Raw genomic sequence first — 16,172 nt, 5'->3', positions numbered from 1 at the left:
CCGCAACCCCCTACCATGGTTGGTCGGGGGGCCTCGTTTTTGTTTAAACCACACCCCCCCCCCCCGCCCGCCCCCCAAAAAAACACCCCCCCGCGCGCGGCCCAACCCGCCCCCCCCCGCGGAGTCTTATCCGACACGCTCATCGGAGGCCCTGCGGTGCACGAACTGCCGCAACAGCTGGCCAACGGCCTTGCCCTCGGTGCCCTTTATGGCCTCATCGCCATCGGGTACACCATGGTCTACGGCATCGTCCAGCTCATCAACTTCGCCCACGGCGAGATCTTCATGATCGGCGGCTTCGGCGCGCTCACCGCCTACGCCATCCTCCCGACCGGCACCTCCCTGCTGATCGCGATACCCGTCATGATCGTCGGAGGCGCACTCGCCTCGGTCCTCGTCGCCACCGCAGCCGAACGCTTCGCCTACCGCCCCCTGCGCAGCGCCCCACGGCTCGCCCCGCTCATCACCGCAATCGGCCTCTCGATCGCGCTCCAGCAGCTTGTCTGGCAGTTCTACCCGGACGCCAAGAAGGCAGTCAGCTTCCCCGAGTTCAAGGGTGCCGCCTTCAAGATCACCGACAGCCTGGCCATCCAGCGCGCGGACCTCTTCGTCCTCATCCTCGCCCCGCTCTGCATGCTCGCCCTCGGCGTCTTCGTCTCCAAGAGCCGCAGCGGCCGCGCCATGCAGGCCACCGCGCAGGACCCCGACACCGCGAAGCTGATGGGCATCAACACCGACCGCATCATCGTCATGGCCTTCGCCATCGGTGCCGCGTTCGCCGCCGTCGCCGCCGTCGCCTACGGCCTCGACAAGGGCCAGATCAACTTCGAGATGGGCTTCATCCTCGGACTGAAGGCCTTCACCGCCGCCGTCCTCGGCGGCATCGGCAACATCTACGGCGCCATGGTCGGCGGCGTCGTCCTCGGCCTCGCCGAGGCCCTCTCGATCGCATACATCGAAGACATCCCCGGCATGTCGCAGCTCGGCGGTGGAGCCTGGTCCAACGTCTGGGCGTTCGTACTCCTCATCGTCGTCCTCCTCGTGCGGCCACAAGGCCTGCTCGGCGAGCGCGTCGCGGATCGGGCGTGAGAACCATGACCACCAACACCACCCCGCAGACCGCCCTCACCAAGCAGGGCACCGCCCCCGCCGCACTCCTGTACGCGGTCATCGGCGGCAGCCTCCTGACCGTCATCAGCGCCTTCCTCGCCTGGACCTGGACCGACGAGTTCCCCGGCGACCTGACCTACTACGGCAGCCCGGCGCCCATCCAGTTCCTCAGCCTCGTCTCCGGCCTCCTGACCGCCGCCTTCGCGCTCTCCGCACTCGGCGTCAAGGGCCTGCGCTGGCTCACCCCCAACGGCACCCGCAAGCCCGTCTGGATCCTGTCGCTCGGCACCCTCGCCGGCACCTGGTTCACGGTCGTCGCCATCGCCGTGGTCCTCGGCGGCTTCGTCCACCTGGAGCCCGGCGCCTACGTCGCCCTCGTCGGCTCGCTCGTCCCGGCCCTCGCCGCGTACAAGCTCCCCGACGACAGCAAGAAGGCGTCCCCCGCCAAGCAGCTGCCCGCCTGGGCCGAGATCCTCATCATCACCGGCGTCTTCGCCCTCGGCCTCTACGTCATCACCTTCGGCATCGACACCGATGACAAGGAACCGCAGCTCTTCGTCACCTACCTGCTCACCGTCGGCTTCGCCGGCTTCGCCCTGCTCAAGGCCGGCCTCTTCGACCGCCTCGGCAGCCTCACCGCGAAGCACCGCCAGGTCACGCTCCTCGGCACCGCGGCCGCAGCGATCGCCTTCCCGTTCATCCAGCAGAGCGGCGACACCTACACCCTCATCGCGGTCAACATCCTGATCTTCGCGACCGTCGCCCTCGGCCTCAACGTCGTCGTCGGCCTCGCCGGCCTCCTCGACCTCGGATACGTCGCCTTCCTCGGCGTCGGCGCCTACGCCGCCGCCCTGGTCTCCGGCAGCACCGCCTCCGCCTTCGGCATCCACCTGCCCTTCTGGGCAGCGGTCATCGTCGGCGCACTCGCCTCGCTCGTCTTCGGCGTCATCATCGGTGCCCCGACCCTGCGCCTGCGCGGCGACTACCTCGCCATCGTCACCCTCGGCTTCGGAGAGATCTTCCGCATCGCCATGGGCAACCTCGACGGCGACTCCGGCCCGGACATCACCAACGGCCCCAACGGCATCCCCAACATCCCCCACCTCGACCTCTTCGGGTGGAACTTCGGGGAATCCCACACCGTCGGCGGCATCGTCCTCGGCGCCTACGCCAACTACTACTTCCTGATGCTGCTCGTCATGGCCGTAGTGGTACTGGTCTTCTCCCGCGCCGGCAACAGCCGCATCGGCCGCGCCTGGGTCGCCATCCGCGAAGACGAGACCGCCGCCGAAGCCATGGGCATCAACGGCTTCAAGGTCAAGCTCATCGCCTTCGCCCTCGGCGCCACCCTCGCCGGCCTCGCCGGCACCGTCCAGGCACACGTCAACAGCACGGTCGTCCCCGAGAACTACGTCTTCGCCGGGCCCGTCCCGCCGAACTCCGCGTTCCTCCTCGCCGCCGTCATCCTCGGCGGCATGGGCACCATCCGCGGCCCCATCCTCGGCGCCGCACTGCTCTTCCTGATCCCGGCGAAGCTGGCCTTCCTCCAGGACTACCAGCTCCTCGCCTTCGGCATCGCCCTCATCCTGCTCATGCGCTTCCGCCCCGAAGGCCTCATCGCCAACAAGCGCGCGCAGCTCGAGTTCCACGACGACACCGCTGACCAGGCCCCCACGGACCTGGCCACCGCCAAGGCGGGGGCGTGAACGACATGACCACCACAGACACCACCACCAAGACCACCGTTCTCGAAGCCAGCGGCGTCACCATGCGCTTCGGCGGCCTCACCGCCGTCAAGGGCGTCGACCTCAAGGTCAACGCCGGCGAGATCGTCGGCCTCATCGGCCCCAACGGCGCCGGCAAGACCACCTTCTTCAACTGCCTCACCGGGCTGTACGTCCCCACCGAGGGCAGCGTCAGCTACAAGGGCACGGTCCTGCCGCCCACGCCCCACAAGGTCACCGCGGCCGGCATCGCCCGCACCTTCCAGAACATCCGGCTCTTCCACAACATGACCGTGCTGGAGAACGTCCTCGTCGGACGCCACACCCGCACCAAGGAAGGCCTCTGGTCCGCCCTGCTGCGCGGCCCCGGCTTCAAGAAGGCCGAAGCCGCCAGCGAAGCGCGCGCCATGGAACTCCTCGAGTTCATCGGCCTCCAGCACAAGGCCGGCCACCTCGCCAAGAACCTCCCCTACGGCGAGCAGCGCAAGCTCGAAATCGCCCGCGCCCTTGCCAGCGACCCCGGCCTCATCCTCCTGGACGAGCCCACCGCCGGCATGAACCCGCAGGAAACCCGCGCGGCCGAAGAACTCATCTTCGCCATCCGCGACATGGGCATCGCCGTCCTCGTCATCGAGCACGACATGCGCTTCATCTTCAACCTCTGCGACCGCGTCGCCTGCCTCGTCCAGGGCGAGAAGCTCATCGAAGGCACGGCAGCAGAGGTCCAGGGCGACGAGCGCGTCATCGCCGCCTACCTCGGCACCCCCTTCGAGGGCGACCCCGGCGCCGAAGAAGTCGCCGAGGTCGAGGCGGCCGAAGCCGCCGCCGAAGCCGCCGCCGAAGCCGAGCACGAAGCCGAGGCAGAGGCAGAGGCAGAAGCCGAAGCCGAAGCCGAAGCCACCGACGAAGACGCGGCAGCGGAAGCGGACAGCACCACCAGCACCACCAGCACGGAAGGAGAGGCCAAGTGACCGCAATGCTCAAGGTCGAAGACCTCAAAGTCGCCTACGGCAAGATCGAAGCCGTCAAGGGAATCTCCTTCGAGGTCAACGAAGGCGAAATCGTCTGCCTCGTCGGCACCAACGGCGCCGGCAAGACGACCACCCTCCGCACCCTCTCCGGGCTCCTCAAGCCCACCAGCGGCAGCATCACCTTCGACGGCAAGCCGCTCGCCAGCGTCCCCGCCCACAAGATCGTCTCCCTGGGCCTCGCCCACTCCCCCGAGGGACGCCACATCTTCCCCCGGCTGACGATCGCCGAGAACCTCCAGCTCGGCGCGTTCCTGCGCACCGACAAGGACGGCATCGAGAAGGACATCCAGCGCGCCTACGAGATGTTCCCCATCCTGGGCGAACGCCGCAAGCAGGCCGCCGGCACCCTCTCGGGCGGTGAGCAGCAGATGCTCGCCATGGGCCGGGCCCTCATGTCCCAGCCCAAGCTGCTCATGCTGGACGAGCCCTCCATGGGTCTCTCCCCGCTGATGATGCAGAAGATCATGGCGACCATCGCCGAGCTCAAGGCCTCGGGCATGACCATCCTGCTCGTCGAGCAGAACGCCCAGGCGGCGCTCTCGCTCGCCGACCAGGCGCACGTCATGGAGATCGGCAAGATCGTTCTCTCCGGCACCGGCCAGGACCTCCTCCACAACGAGGACGTCCGCAAGGCCTACCTCGGCGAGGACTGACAGAACGTGTGAGGCCCGCCTCCCCTCGGGGGGAGGCGGGCCTCACGCATGTCCGCGCCTACTGGCCGGCGTTCTGCTTCTTTTCCTCGTCGTCCTCGATGACCGCCTCGGCGACCTGCTGCATGGACATGCGGCGGTCCATGGAGGTCTTCTGGATCCAACGGAACGCCGCGGGCTCGGTGAGCCCGTACTGGGTCTGCAGGATGCTCTTGGCGCGGTCGACGAGCTTGCGCGTCTCCAGCCGGAGGGAGAGGTCGGCGACCTCCTTCTCCAGCGCCTTCAGCTCGGCGAAACGGGACACCGCCATCTCGATGGCCGGCACGACGTCGCTCTTGCTGAACGGCTTCACGAGGTACGCCATGGCACCGGCGTCCCGGGCGCGCTCGACGAGGTCGCGCTGCGAGAACGCGGTCAGCATCAGTACGGGGGCGATGGACTCCTCGGCGATCTTCTCGGCGGCGGAGATCCCGTCCAGGACGGGCATCTTCACGTCGAGGATGACGAGGTCCGGGCGGTGCTCGCGGGCCAGCTCGACGGCCGTCTGGCCGTCCCCGGCCTCACCGACGACCGCGTACCCCTCCTCCTCCAGCATCTCTTTCAGGTCGAGACGGATGAGCGCCTCGTCCTCGGCGATGACGACGCGGGTCGTCAGCGGCGGAACGTGCGACTGGTCGGCGTCGGGCGTGGGCGTCGACTCGTGCTCGGCGGTCACGGAGGCTCCTCTTTGCGGGGCATAACAGCTCCCCTGAGCCTACCGAGCTCCTGTAAGGTGGTGTCACGCAGGGTTCGCGCAATCCTGCGTTTCTTAGGCCCCAGTACTCCAACTGGTCAGAGAGGCCGCTCTCAAACAGCGGACAGTGTGGGTTCGAATCCCACCTGGGGCACCTTTCCTTAAATTCCAAGGTCACGCTTCGATGGCGAACCTTTCCCTTTCGAGCTAATCTGCCGGGAATCGGGCGCACATCCGGAGGACTTTCCGCAGTGTCGCCCATATGTATGATTTGGCAACTCGGCGGCACGCGCTAACCCTTCTCGGTCATGGGCGGAGCCTGAATTCCGTCAGCAAGGAAACGGGGATATCCCGGGCCGCCATCCGCGCCTGGCGGGTTCGTATCGAACCCCTCCCCCGTATGAATCAGACGCCGTGTGAGGGCCCGGCCGAGCCGGCCGCATACGCCTATCTCCTCGGCCTCTATCTCGGTGACGGCTGCATCAGCCCCCACCAGCGCGGCGGGTACTACCTGCGCATCGCGTGTGCGGACGCCTGGCCCGGGCTCATCGAGCAGTGCCGGGAGGCAATCCTGGCGGTCCGCCCATCCGACAAGGTCTACGTCCAGCAGTGCCAAGGGTGCGTCGCCGTCACCAGCTACGGACGGCACTGGACTTGCCTGTTCCCGCAGCACGGGCCCGGCAAGAAGCACGAGCGGCGGATCGTCCTCGAAGAGTGGCAGCAGGAGATCGTCGATGCTCACCCGTGGGAGTTCATCCGGGGGCTGATCCACTCCGACGGGTGCCGGATCACCAACTGGACCACGCGGATGGTCGGCGGGGTGCGCAAGCGGTACGAGTACCCCCGGTACTTCTTCACGAACAAGTCCGACGACATCCGCAAGCTCTGTACCGACACGCTCACCAAGGTCGGCGTCCGATGGACGGTCCTGGCCCGGGGCAGCGACCCGCTCAACGTCTCCATCGCCCGGAAGGACTCCGTGGCCCTCATGGACGCCCACATCGGGCCCAAGTACTAGGCCCCGGGGCTCCGCAGCCGGCCCGGGGTGGTGCCGAGGCGCTGTCGGAGCAGAGTCGTCAGCGTCGAGGCGTTCTCGTAGCCGACGCGGTGGGCCACGGCTTCGGTGGGGAGGTCGGTGGTGCGGAGCAGGTGGGCGGCTTGTTCGAGGCGGATGGTTTGGGCGAAGCGGAGGGGTGAGATGCCGAGTACGCGGTCGACGGCGCGTTGGAGGGTGCGTTCGCTGGTGCCGACCGCGCGGGCCGCTTCGGGCATCTTGATTGGTTGGTCGATGTGTTCTCGTATCCAGCGTTCGAAGGCGCCGACGGTGGGGTCGGTGCGGGCGAGGTGGCTGGGGATGGCGTATCGGGCTTGGGTGGGGCGGTCGTCGACGACGAGGTAGCGGGCGGTGAGGTCGGCGAGTGCGGGGCTGGTGCGGCGGATGAGGGCGAGTGCGAGGTCAAGGTGAGCCATGGCTGCGCCGGCGGTGGTGACGCCTTCGGCGTGGGTGAGCATGTGGCTTTCGTCGAGGGTGACGTGGGGGTAGCGCTGGCGGAATGCGGGGGCGAGCCACCAGCTGGTGGTGGCTGTGAGTCCGTCGAGCACTCCGGTTTCGGCGAGCAGGAAGGTGCTCGTGCAGGCGGCGGCGAGTGGGATGCCGGCTGTGTGGGCCTGCTGGATGGTGTTGCGTTCGGGTCGGCGCTGGGGCGCGGCCACCCAGTCCAGGAGGGGTTCGGGCTGTTTGGGGCCCGCGCCGGGTACGACGAGGAGGTCGGGGGCCGGGGCGTCTGCCGGGTGTGTGGCTTCGATGGTGTGTCCGGCGGCGGTGCGTACGGGTCCGTGGGGGCTGACGCGGGTGAGTTCCCATGGTGGTGGGGGCTGGGGCAGTTCGGCTCTCAGTTCGTTGGCCATCTGCAGTACGTCGACGAACGTGGCCAGTCCGGAGTCGAAGAGTCCGTCTGTGACCAGTACCGAGATCTTCATGTCGGAAACGGTAAAGGATGCGGCGGATCTGCCACTGGGTGGGGCGGTGGGCGCGGCCGTAGGTTGATCTCGATGAACGGCGCCGGGCCGGCGCCCTGACGAATCTGACGAAGGAGAAACGCGATGTCCAAGGCCTTGTCCTCTGATTCCGTCCGTCTCGGTCTGCTCGCCCGGATCGAGGCGAAGCCGGAGCACGTGAAGGATGTGGAGGAGCTGCTCACGGGGGCTCTCGCGCTGGCGCAGGAGGAGGCGTTCACCACGGTGTGGTTCGCTCTGCGTCTGGGTCCGACGACGTTCGGCATTTTCGATGCGTTCGGCAGCGATGAGGATCGTACGGCGCACTTGCAGGGCAGGATCGCGGCGGCGCTGATGGAGCGGGCGCCGCATTTGCTGGCGGAGGCGCCGGAGATCGTGCCGGTGGACGTTCTGGCGGCCAAGCTCGCCTGAGGGTTGTTCGTGGGGCCCTTGTCCGGGTCGGTTCGGGGCGGCGTAGGTTGAGGTCACGGCATACGAGAAGGGGACCGCGTGATGAGCGAGAAGGCTCGCAGGCTGTTCGATGCGCTGGATCTCAACCAGGACGGTGAGCTGACCCGGCTGGAGGTGATCACGGCTCTGCGGTCGAAGGGGCCGACGCTCGCCGCTCAGGGGGTTCTGCCGATCTGGGCGGTGGGGGATGTTGATGCTTCGTCGGCTCTGTTCGATGCGGCTGACGCGAATGGGGACGCGGTCTTGAGTTTCGAGGAGTTCGCCGCCGTGGTCGATCGCCGGTTCGGCTGGTAGCGGGGCCGCGTCGGGCGCGTGGCCCGACGCGGGGGTACGGCGTGGCGGTACGGCGCGTCGGGCGCGTGGCCCGACGCGGGGGTACGGCGGGTCGGGCGCGTGGCCCGGTGCGGTGGTACGGCGGGTCGGGCGCGTGGCCCGGTGCGGTGGTACGGCGGGTCGGGCGCGTGGCCCGGTGCGGTGGTACGGCGGCTAGCGGACGGCGTCGCCGATGTGGTGGACGCGGACCAGGTTGGTGGAGCCAGTGACGCCGGGGGGTGAGCCGGCGGTGATGACGACGACGTCGCCGGTTACGCAGCGGCCGATGCGCAGGAGTTCTTCTTCGACTTGGGCGATCATCGCGTCGGTGGATTCGACGTGGGGGCCGAGGAAGGTTTCGACGCCCCAGGTGAGGTTGAGCTGGGAGCGGGTGGCGGGGTCGGGGGTGAAGGCGAGCAGGGGGATGGGTGAGCGGTAGCGGGAGAGCCGGCGGACGGTGTCTCCGCTCTGGGTGAAGGCGACGAGGATCTTCGCGTCGAGGAAGTCGCCCACTTCGGCGGCTGCGCGGGCGACGGCTCCGCCTTGGGTGCGGGGTTTGCTGTGTTCAGTGAGGGGCGGGAGGCCCTTGTCGAGGATGTCTTCTTCGGCGGCTTCGACGATGCGGGACATGGTGCGGACGGTTTCGACGGGGTATTTGCCGACGCTGGTTTCGCCCGAAAGCATGACGGCGTCGGTGCCGTCGATGATGGCGTTGGCGACGTCGGAGGCTTCGGCTCGGGTGGGCCGGGAGTTGTCGATCATCGAGTCGAGCATCTGGGTCGCGACGATGACGGGCTTGGCGTTGCGTTTGGCGAGTTTGACGGCGCGCTTCTGGACGATCGGGACCTGTTCCAGGGGCATTTCGACGCCGAGGTCGCCGCGGGCGACCATGATGCCGTCGAAGGCGGCGACGATGTCGTCGATGTTCTCGACGGCCTGGGGCTTTTCGATCTTGGCGATGACGGGGAGGCGTCGGCCTTCCTCGTCCATGATGCGGTGGACGTCTTCGATGTCGTGGCCGCTGCGGACGAAGGAGAGGGCGATGACGTCGGCGCCGGTGCGCAGGGCCCAGCGGAGGTCGTCGATGTCCTTTTCGGAGAGGGCGGGGACGGAGACGGCTACGCCGGGGAGGTTGAGGCCTTTGTGGTCGGAGACCATGCCGCCTTCGATGACGCGGGTGTGGACGCGTGGGCCGTCGACCGCGGTGACTTCGAGGGTGACGCGGCCGTCGTCGACGAGGATGCGTTCGCCGGTGGTGACGTCGGTGGCGAGTCCCTTGTAGGTGGTGCCGCAGGTGTGGCGGTCGCCTTGGTGGTCTTCGACGGTGATGGTGAACTCGTCGCCGCGTTCAAGGAGTACGGGGCCTTCGTGGAAGCGGCCGAGGCGGATCTTCGGGCCTTGAAGGTCGGCGAGGATGCCGACGCTGCGGCCGGTCTCGTCGGAGGCCTTGCGTACGTGGCGGTAGCGCTCTTCGTGTTCGGCGTAGGTGCCGTGGCTGAGATTGAGGCGGGCGACGTCCATTCCGGCTTCGACCAGGGCTTTGATCTGGTCGTATGAGTCGGTGGCGGGGCCCAGGGTACATACGATTTTCGCTCGGCGCATGAGGCGAGCGTATTCCCCTACCAGGGAGTAGGAAATTGGTTCCGGGTGTCCACTCAACAACCTTTGGGAAAAAGGTTGTTGACAAGTGTTGAATGTGCGTAGGGGTGCTCTGATGAGCACCCCGGAGCGTTTGGCGGTGGGCTTTCAGAGCTGCATTGCGGGGCTGTGCTTCACAGTTGGGGCGGGGTCATGGTGAAGCGGGCGTTCACCTGGGCGTAGATGGTCTGGCGCTGTGGTTCGAGGTCGAGGGGCGGGGCGCCGGCGTCTTCGGAGCCGCTGAAGGCCATGGTGCGCATGGCGGCGCCGGGTGCGCCTTGGAAGGGGGCGGTGTTCTCGGCGCCGAGGTCGGCGAGTTCGACGAGGGCGGCGAGGCGTGCGCCGAGGGCTTCGGCATATTCGCGGGCGCGTTGGACGGCTTCGAGTACGGCTTGGCGGCGGGCCTGGCCGTGGGCGGGTGAGGTGGGGCGCAGGGCCCACCAGGGGCCGTCGATCTGGGTGAGTTCGAGGTCGGCGAGGCGGGTGGTGAGTTCGCCGAGGGCGGTGAAGTCGTTGAGTTCGGCGGTGAGGTGGACGCGTCCGTGGTAGGCGCGGATGCGTTCGCCGCGGCCGTGGCGGGTGAGTTCGGGGCTGATGGAGAAGGCGCCGGTTTCGAGTTTCTCGACGGGGTCGCCGTAGCTCTTGATGAGGTCGAGGACGGCGTTGTTGCGGCGGGTGAGGTCTTCGAGTGCGGTGCGCCGGTCGGTGCCCCGGGCGCTGACGGTGATGCCGATGCGGGCGATCTCGGGGTCGACTTCGATGCGGGCTTCGCCGCGGACGGCGACGCGGGGTACTTCGGGGGTGCCGTAGGGCTGGTGCGATGCGTCCTGGGTCATGGTTTCACTGTCGCACTGCGGCTCGGGCGGGTGTGGTCATCGGATCGAAACCTGGTGGGGGTGTTGCTGCTTGTTACCCGTGGGTCAGAATCTACGCGCGTTGTTCACGCCTCAAAAGGGGAGATGGCATGGCGTTCGACCGCAGGACTTTTCTGGGGACCACGGCCGCGACAGGTGCGGCCGTGGCGTTGGCGGGGGCCACGAGCACCCCGGCGGCCGCACAGGCGGGTCCGCGTACGTATGCATTCACGGTGATGGGCACGACCGATCTGCACGGGAATGTCTTCAACTGGGACTATTTCACGGACAAGGAGTTCGACGACAAGGCGCACAACGACGTCGGTCTGGCGAAGATCTCGACGCTGGTGAACCAGGTGCGTGCGGAGAAGGGGCGGTGCAACACGCTGCTGATCGACGCGGGTGACACGATCCAGGGCACGCAGCTTTCGTATTACTACGCGAAGGTGGATCCGATCACGGCGCGGCGGGGTCCGGTGCACCCGATGGCGCAGGCGATGAACGCGATCGGCTATGACGCGGCGGCGCTCGGGAACCACGAGTTCAACTACGGCATTCCGGTGCTGCGCAAGTTCGAGGAGCAGTGTGATTTCCCGCTGCTGGGTGCGAACGCGCTGGACGCGAAGACGCTGCGGCCGGCGTTCCCGCCGTACAGCATGCACCGGCTGCGGACCCCGCACGGGCGGGACGTGAAGGTGGCGGTGCTGGGGCTGACGAATCCGGGGATCGCGCTCTGGGACAAGGCCAACGTGCAGGGCAGGATGACGTTCCCGGGGCTGGAGGAGCAGGCGGCGAAGTACGTGCCGCGGCTGCGTTCGCTGGGTGCGGACGTGGTGATCGTGTCGGCTCATTCGGGGTCGAGCGGGACGTCTTCGTACGGGGACCAGTTGCCGTACGTGGAGAACGCGGCGGCTCTGGTGGCGGAGCAGGTGCCGGGGATCGACGCGATCCTGGTGGGGCACGCGCACACGGAGATTCCCGAGTACCGGGTGAAGAACAAGGCGACCGGCAAGGACGTGGTGCTGTCGGAGCCGCTGAAGTGGGGGCAGCGCCTGACGCTGTTCGACTTCGAGCTGACGTGGGAGAAGGGCCGCTGGTCGGTGGCGAAGGTCGCGGCGCGGGTGCTGAACTCGAACACGGTCGCGGAGGATCCGGAGATCACCGGGCTGCTGTCGGACGAGCACCGCAAGGTCGTGGCGTACGTGAACCAGGTGATCGGCACCTCGACGCAGGCGATGTCGTCGGCGGAGGGTCCGGTCAAGGACGTGGCGATCATCGACCTGATCAACCACGTCCAGGCGGAGACGGTGAAGGCGGCGCTGTCCGGTACGGAGTGGGCGGCGCTGCCGGTGCTGTCGCAGGCGTCGTGTTTCTCGCGGACGGCGTCGATTCCGGCCGGGCAGGTGACGATCAAGGACGCGGCCGGCCTGTATCCGTTCGAGAACACCATGGAGGCGCGGCTGCTGACCGGCGCGCAGCTGAAGGATTATCTGGAGTATTCGGCGAGGTACTACGTGCGGACGGCGCCCGGTGACGTGGTGGATCCGGCGAAGCTGACGAACTCCGAGGGCACGCCGGACTACAACTACGACTCGGTGTACGGGCTGGTGTACGACATCGACATCGCGCAGCCGGTGGGTTCGCGGATCACGGGGCTGTCGTTCCAGGGGAAGCCGGTGGATCCGGCGGGGCAGTTCGTGCTGGCGGTGAACAACTACCGGGCGTCGGGTGGCGGGAACTTCCCGCACGTTCCGCAGGCCCGGCAGGTGTGGGCGAATTCGGACGAGATCCGTAACACGATCATCCAGTGGGTGAAGGCGAAGGGGACGGTCGATCCGGCGCAGTTCGCTTCGGTGGACTGGCGTCTGACGCGGGCCGGGGTGCCGGTGTTCTAGTCGGTTCGCGGTGGTGTGCGGCCGGGGCCTGCTGTGGCGGGTCCCGGCCGCTTGCGTGAGGGGCGGGGCGGGCCCTGGCGGGGTGGCGGCGGTGCCGGGGGTGGCGGGGGTGGTTGCGCTGCCGGTCGGGCGGTCAGCACTGCCAGAGGAGTGCCGCGCGGCCGCAGGGGGTGCAGGTGTGCGCGTAGGCGCGGCCGGAGCCGAAGTTCATGGCGGTGACGGGGTCGGGGCCTTCCGTCAGCTCGGCGGTGAAGTCCATGGGCCGTGCGCAGGTGGGGCAGTGGGGTGTCTCGTCGTACTGGAGCCATCGGGGCGTGCCGCCGAGCCGGCCCAGGACGGTGCCGGTGGCTGGTGCCGTGGTGGCGGGCAGGGCGGCGCGGACGGCTCCGAGTCCGAGCAGGTCCTGGTCCGCGTCGGGGGCCGGTACGGGTTCCAGGTCGCCGGCCGGCAGCAGGAGGGCGAGGTTGCCGCCTGCGGTCGGGCTCCACTGTGCGCACTGTCCGGGCCGGTTCGCGCACATGAACAGGGCCAGTACGCCCGGGGAGGGCGCGGTGGTGCCGGGGAGGTCGCCGAGGAGGATCTGGGCGAGGAACTGCAGGGGGCCGGCGCACGCCGCGCAGGCCGGCCATGCGGTCCCGGCGGGGGCCAGGGGTACGCCGCCGGTGCGGGTGACCGGGGCGTCGGGGGCGACCGGCCCGCCGTCGAGGAGGAGCATCGTCATGCCGGGAATGTACGGGGCGGGTGTGGTGGTGGCGGAGTCGCCCTCTAGGGGTGGTCGACGAGGGGGCGGAGTTCGCCCGCCGGCTGGGGGCGGGTGTGCTCCCGCTGTTCGAGGCCGAAGGTGGTGAAGGCGGTGCGTTCGGGCTGGGGGTAGGGGTTCTTGCCGGTGAGGGTGTTGAGGATGGCGGCGCTGCGCCAGGCGGCGAGGCCGAGGTCGGGGGCTCCGACGCCGTGGCTGTGGCGTTCGGCGTTCTGGACGAAGATGCTGCCGGTGACGGCGGGGTCGGTGATCATCCGGTAGCGGTCGTCGATGCGGGGGCGGCCGGACGAGTCCATGCGCAGGTGGGGGTCGAGCCCTGCGAGGAGGCGGCCGAGGGGGCGTTCGCGGTAGCCGGTGGCGAGGACGACGGCGTCGGTGGTGAGGCGGGAGCGGGTGCCTTGTTCGATGTGTTCGATGTGGAGTTCGACTTTGGCGGTGGCGACGCGGCCGGCGGTGCGGACGCTGACTCCGGGGGTGAGGACGGCGTCGGGCCAGCCGCCGTGGAGGGTGCGGCGGTAGAGCTCTTCGTGGATGGCGGCGATGGTGTCGGCGTCGATGCCTTTGTGGAGTTGCCATTGGGCGGCGACGAGCTTGTCGCGGACGGGTTCGGGGAGGGCGTGGAAGTAGCGGGTGTAGTCGGGGGTGAAGTGTTCGAGGCCGAGTTTGGAGTACTCCATGGGGGCGAAGGAGGCGGTGCGGGCGAGCCAGGTGAGGCGTTCGCGGCCGGCGGGGCGGGCGCGCAGGAGGTCGAGGAAGACTTCGGCGCCGGACTGGCCGGATCCGATGACGGTGACGTGTTCGGCGCCGAGGATGCGCTGGCGGTTGTCGAGGTAGTCGGCGGAGTGGATGACGGGGACGGTGGGGGCTTCGGCGAGGGTGCGCAGGGCGTCGGGGACGTAGGGGGCGGTGCCGATGCCGAGGGCGAGGTTGCGGGTGTAGGTGCGGCCGAGGGCTTCGGCTTCGCCGTCGGTGTCGAGCTGGGTGAAGTCGACTTCGAAGAGGTCGCGTTCGGAGTTCCAGCGGACGGCGTCGACCTGGTGGCCGAAGTGGAGTCCGGGGATGCGGCCGGCGACCCAGCGGCAGTAGGCGTCGTATTCGGCGCGGTGGATGTGGAACTGCTCGGCGAAGTAGAAGGGGAAGAGCCGTTCCTTGTGTTTGAGGTAGTTGAGGAAGCTCCAGGGGCTGGCGGGGTCGGCGAGGGTGACCAGGTCGGCGAGGAAGGGGACTTGGAGGGTGGCTCCGTCGATGAGGAGTCCGGGGTGCCAGCGGAAGTCGCGGCGCTGGTCGTAGAAGGCGGTGGCGAGTTCGCCCGCTCCTTGGTGCGGCAGGCCGTGGGCGAGGGCGGCGAGGGACAGGTTGAAGGGTCCGATGCCGATTCCGACGAGGTCGTGGGGTGCATCGAGCTGGGCGGTCATCGGTGGGTGCTGCCTTCCAGGAGGGCGATGAGGGTGTCCAGGTCCCCCGCCGTGGTGTGGGGGTTGAGCAGGGTGGCTTTGAGCCACAGGCGGCCGTCGGCGTGGGTGCGGCCGAGGACGGCGCGGCCTTGGTGCAGGAGGGTGCGGCGCAGGGTGGCGACCTGGGTGTCATCGGCGTGGGTGGGCCGGAAGAGCACGGTGGTGATGGTGGGGGCTGCATGCAGTTCGAAGCCGGGGTGGGCGTCGAGGAGTGCGGCGAGGTGGTGTGCGAGTTCGCAGGTGTGGTCGATGAGGCGGGTGAGGCCGTCGCGGCCAAGTGAGCGCAGGGTGGTGGCGATCTTGAGGGCGTCGGGGCGGCGGGTGGTGCGCAGGGACCGGCCGAGGAGGTCGGGCAGGCCGGCTTCGGTGTCGTCGGGGGCGTTGAGGTAGTCGGCCTGGTGGGCGAGGGGGGCGAGCAGGGTGGTGTCGGGGACGGCGAGGAGTCCGGCGGCGACGGGCTGCCAGCCGAGTTTGTGCAGGTCGACGGTGATCGAGTGGGCGCGGCGGAGTCCGGCGAGTTTGTGGCGGTGGCGGGGGCTGAGTGCGAGTGGTCCCCCGTAGGCGGCGTCGATGTGGAGGTCGGCGCCGTAGTGGTCGCAGAGGTCGGCGATGCGGTGGAGGGGGTCGATGAGTCCGGCGTCGGTGGTGCCGGCGGTGGCGGTGACGAGGGCGGGGCCGGGGGTGGCGGCGAGGGTTTCGGCGAGGCGGGCGGGGTCGAGGATGCCGGTGGGGGTGGGGACGGCGACGGCGGGGGGCAGGCCGAGGAGCCAGGCGGCGCGGGGGACGGAGTGGTGGGCGTTGGCGCCGTGCAGGACGGTGAGCCCGGGTCCGTGGCGTTCGCGGGCGAGGAGGAGCGCCAGTTGGTTGGCTTCGGTGCCGCCGGTGGTGACGAGGGCGTCGGCGTGGGGGGTGTCGTAGAACTCGGCGGCGAGGGCGCGGGTGAGGAGGGCTTCGATCGCGGAAGCGGCGGGGGCCTGGTCCCAGGAGTCGAGGGAGGGGTTGAGGGCGCTGGCGGCGAGGTCGGCGGCGGCCGCGACGGCGAGGGGCGGACAGTGCAGGTGGGCTGCGCAGAGGGGGTCGGCGGGGTCGGCGGCGCCGGCCGCGAGGGTGTGCACGAGGGTCCGGAGCGCCTCGTGGTCGCCGGTGCCGTGTTCGGGGAGTACGGCGCCGAGGGCGGCCTGGACACGGGCCGCGACTGCGTCGGGCCCGCCGGCCGGAAGCGGCCCGCCGCGCTCGCGGGCGCCGCTGTGCAGTGCGTCGAGGACCGTGTCGAGGAGGGGCCGCATGGCTTCGGGGCCGCCGGTGCCGCCTGCGAGGGGTGGCGGCGGGGTCGGCGTACCGGGCGGCGCGGTCATCCGGGTCCTCCGGGGCGTTGGTCCTTGGCAGGGTGGTGGGCACCCTGCCAGTACAACGATCCGACCCGAATGGGGTAACCGTCGGGGTTTGTCCGGGGCTGTTTTCCGGCCGCGGCCGGGTTGTCACTGCGCGGAGCCTCCCCCGCCCCGGACCGCCCCGCCCCGCCCCGGACCCGGCACCGGCCCGCGC

At 69.2% G+C, this 16,172-nt stretch carries 15 protein-coding genes and 1 tRNA gene; 9 read left to right on the top strand and 7 right to left on the bottom strand.

Going from position 1 to position 16,172, the window contains the following annotated elements; all coding sequences use genetic code 11:
* Positions 1-156 precede the first annotated feature (156 nt).
* From ACFCZ1_RS23570 to ACFCZ1_RS23555, 4 genes are read left to right on the top strand one after another with little or no spacing between them, the layout of a single operon-like run.
* Positions 157-1,089 carry a branched-chain amino acid ABC transporter permease gene (locus ACFCZ1_RS23570; RefSeq protein ID WP_376680245.1) on the top strand — a complete coding sequence of 311 codons (933 nt, stop codon included), beginning with the start codon at positions 157-159 and terminating at the stop codon, positions 1,087-1,089.
* 5 nt (positions 1,090-1,094) lie between these two features.
* Positions 1,095-2,816 carry a branched-chain amino acid ABC transporter permease gene (locus ACFCZ1_RS23565; protein WP_376680255.1) on the top strand — a complete coding sequence of 574 codons (1,722 nt, stop codon included), beginning with the start codon at positions 1,095-1,097 and terminating at the stop codon, positions 2,814-2,816.
* A gap of 5 nt (positions 2,817-2,821) precedes the next feature.
* A complete protein-coding gene (locus ACFCZ1_RS23560; protein WP_376680244.1) occupies positions 2,822-3,805 on the top strand; it encodes an ABC transporter ATP-binding protein in 984 nt (327 codons plus the stop codon).
* Positions 3,802-4,518 carry an ABC transporter ATP-binding protein gene (locus tag ACFCZ1_RS23555; RefSeq protein ID WP_376680243.1) on the top strand — a complete coding sequence of 239 codons (717 nt, stop codon included), beginning with the start codon at positions 3,802-3,804 and terminating at the stop codon, positions 4,516-4,518. The genes ACFCZ1_RS23560 and ACFCZ1_RS23555 overlap by 4 nt, the downstream gene beginning before the upstream one ends.
* A gap of 58 nt (positions 4,519-4,576) precedes the next feature.
* Here the strand turns inward: ACFCZ1_RS23555 and ACFCZ1_RS23550 are convergent, their stop codons facing one another.
* Positions 4,577-5,230 carry an ANTAR domain-containing response regulator gene (locus ACFCZ1_RS23550; protein WP_376680242.1) on the bottom strand — a complete coding sequence of 218 codons (654 nt, stop codon included), beginning with the start codon at positions 5,228-5,230 and terminating at the stop codon, positions 4,577-4,579.
* Positions 5,231-5,327: 97 nt separating this feature from the next.
* On the opposite strand from ACFCZ1_RS23550, the gene ACFCZ1_RS23545 reads away from it, so the two are divergent.
* Positions 5,328-5,402, top strand: a tRNA-Leu gene (locus ACFCZ1_RS23545).
* 108 nt (positions 5,403-5,510) lie between these two features.
* A complete protein-coding gene (locus ACFCZ1_RS23540; protein WP_376680241.1) occupies positions 5,511-6,266 on the top strand; it encodes a transcriptional regulator in 756 nt (251 codons plus the stop codon).
* On the opposite strand, the gene ACFCZ1_RS23535 is transcribed toward ACFCZ1_RS23540, so the two are convergent.
* A complete protein-coding gene (locus tag ACFCZ1_RS23535) occupies positions 6,263-7,228 on the bottom strand; it encodes a GlxA family transcriptional regulator (protein WP_376680240.1) in 966 nt (321 codons plus the stop codon). The genes ACFCZ1_RS23540 and ACFCZ1_RS23535 overlap by 4 nt on opposite strands.
* A gap of 123 nt (positions 7,229-7,351) precedes the next feature.
* Here ACFCZ1_RS23535 and ACFCZ1_RS23530 point away from each other — a divergent pair, with 123 nt between their 5' ends.
* Positions 7,352-7,675: a putative quinol monooxygenase gene (locus ACFCZ1_RS23530; RefSeq protein ID WP_376680239.1), complete on the top strand. Its 324-nt coding sequence runs from the start codon at positions 7,352-7,354 to the stop codon at positions 7,673-7,675.
* A gap of 81 nt (positions 7,676-7,756) precedes the next feature.
* Positions 7,757-8,008, top strand: a complete 252-nt coding sequence (locus tag ACFCZ1_RS23525; RefSeq protein WP_376680238.1) for an EF-hand domain-containing protein — start codon at positions 7,757-7,759, stop codon at positions 8,006-8,008.
* Positions 8,009-8,200: 192 nt separating this feature from the next.
* Here ACFCZ1_RS23525 and pyk read toward each other — a convergent pair whose 3' ends face one another.
* Both pyk and ACFCZ1_RS23515 read right to left on the bottom strand, forming a co-directional pair.
* Positions 8,201-9,628, bottom strand: coding sequence for a pyruvate kinase (pyk, locus tag ACFCZ1_RS23520; RefSeq protein WP_376680237.1), 1,428 nt, complete (start codon positions 9,626-9,628; stop codon positions 8,201-8,203).
* A gap of 170 nt (positions 9,629-9,798) precedes the next feature.
* On the bottom strand, positions 9,799-10,500 hold the full coding sequence (locus ACFCZ1_RS23515) for an SIMPL domain-containing protein (protein ID WP_376680236.1): 702 nt from the start codon (positions 10,498-10,500) through the stop codon (positions 9,799-9,801).
* A gap of 128 nt (positions 10,501-10,628) precedes the next feature.
* Here ACFCZ1_RS23515 and ACFCZ1_RS23510 point away from each other — a divergent pair, with 128 nt between their 5' ends.
* Positions 10,629-12,413 carry a bifunctional metallophosphatase/5'-nucleotidase gene (locus tag ACFCZ1_RS23510; protein WP_376680254.1) on the top strand — a complete coding sequence of 595 codons (1,785 nt, stop codon included), beginning with the start codon at positions 10,629-10,631 and terminating at the stop codon, positions 12,411-12,413.
* A gap of 133 nt (positions 12,414-12,546) precedes the next feature.
* On the opposite strand, the gene ACFCZ1_RS23505 is transcribed toward ACFCZ1_RS23510, so the two are convergent.
* The 3 genes from ACFCZ1_RS23505 to ACFCZ1_RS23495 are packed head-to-tail and all read right to left on the bottom strand — an operon-like array spanning position 12,547 to position 15,982.
* Complete coding sequence (locus tag ACFCZ1_RS23505) at positions 12,547-13,134, bottom strand: DUF1963 domain-containing protein (RefSeq protein ID WP_376680235.1); 588 nt, start codon at positions 13,132-13,134, stop codon at positions 12,547-12,549.
* A gap of 44 nt (positions 13,135-13,178) precedes the next feature.
* Complete coding sequence (locus ACFCZ1_RS23500; protein WP_376680234.1) at positions 13,179-14,588, bottom strand: lysine N(6)-hydroxylase/L-ornithine N(5)-oxygenase family protein; 1,410 nt, start codon at positions 14,586-14,588, stop codon at positions 13,179-13,181.
* Complete coding sequence (locus ACFCZ1_RS23495) at positions 14,585-15,982, bottom strand: pyridoxal phosphate-dependent decarboxylase family protein (RefSeq protein ID WP_376680233.1); 1,398 nt, start codon at positions 15,980-15,982, stop codon at positions 14,585-14,587. Before ACFCZ1_RS23495 ends, ACFCZ1_RS23500 begins: the two co-directional genes overlap by 4 nt.
* Positions 15,983-16,172: the final 190 nt, after the last annotated feature.

The sequence above is a fragment of the Streptomyces sp. NPDC056224 genome (assembly GCF_042267665.1).
In the GTDB taxonomy this organism is placed as follows: Bacteria; Actinomycetota; Actinomycetes; order Streptomycetales; family Streptomycetaceae; genus Streptomyces.
Note: the sequence above shows the minus strand (reverse complement) of the source record. Positions and strands in the feature narration are given on the sequence as shown.

Excerpts from the sequence above, each read along its gene's own strand:
- ACFCZ1_RS23565 (WP_376680255.1), top strand. The coding sequence starts at position 1,095 with ATGACCACCAACACCACCCCGCAGACCGCCCTCACCAAGCAGGGCACC.
- ACFCZ1_RS23560 (WP_376680244.1), top strand. The coding sequence starts at position 2,822 with ATGACCACCACAGACACCACCACCAAGACCACCGTTCTCGAAGCCAGC.
- ACFCZ1_RS23540 (WP_376680241.1), top strand. The coding sequence starts at position 5,511 with ATGTATGATTTGGCAACTCGGCGGCACGCGCTAACCCTTCTCGGTCAT.
- ACFCZ1_RS23535 (WP_376680240.1), bottom strand. The coding sequence starts at position 7,228 with ATGAAGATCTCGGTACTGGTCACAGACGGACTCTTCGACTCCGGACTG.
- ACFCZ1_RS23530 (WP_376680239.1), top strand. The coding sequence starts at position 7,352 with ATGTCCAAGGCCTTGTCCTCTGATTCCGTCCGTCTCGGTCTGCTCGCC.
- ACFCZ1_RS23525 (WP_376680238.1), top strand. The coding sequence starts at position 7,757 with ATGAGCGAGAAGGCTCGCAGGCTGTTCGATGCGCTGGATCTCAACCAG.
- pyk (WP_376680237.1), bottom strand. The coding sequence starts at position 9,628 with ATGCGCCGAGCGAAAATCGTATGTACCCTGGGCCCCGCCACCGACTCA.
- ACFCZ1_RS23515 (WP_376680236.1), bottom strand. The coding sequence starts at position 10,500 with ATGACCCAGGACGCATCGCACCAGCCCTACGGCACCCCCGAAGTACCC.
- ACFCZ1_RS23510 (WP_376680254.1), top strand. The coding sequence starts at position 10,629 with ATGGCGTTCGACCGCAGGACTTTTCTGGGGACCACGGCCGCGACAGGT.
- ACFCZ1_RS23505 (WP_376680235.1), bottom strand. The coding sequence starts at position 13,134 with ATGACGATGCTCCTCCTCGACGGCGGGCCGGTCGCCCCCGACGCCCCG.
- ACFCZ1_RS23500 (WP_376680234.1), bottom strand. The coding sequence starts at position 14,588 with ATGACCGCCCAGCTCGATGCACCCCACGACCTCGTCGGAATCGGCATC.
- ACFCZ1_RS23495 (WP_376680233.1), bottom strand. The coding sequence starts at position 15,982 with ATGACCGCGCCGCCCGGTACGCCGACCCCGCCGCCACCCCTCGCAGGC.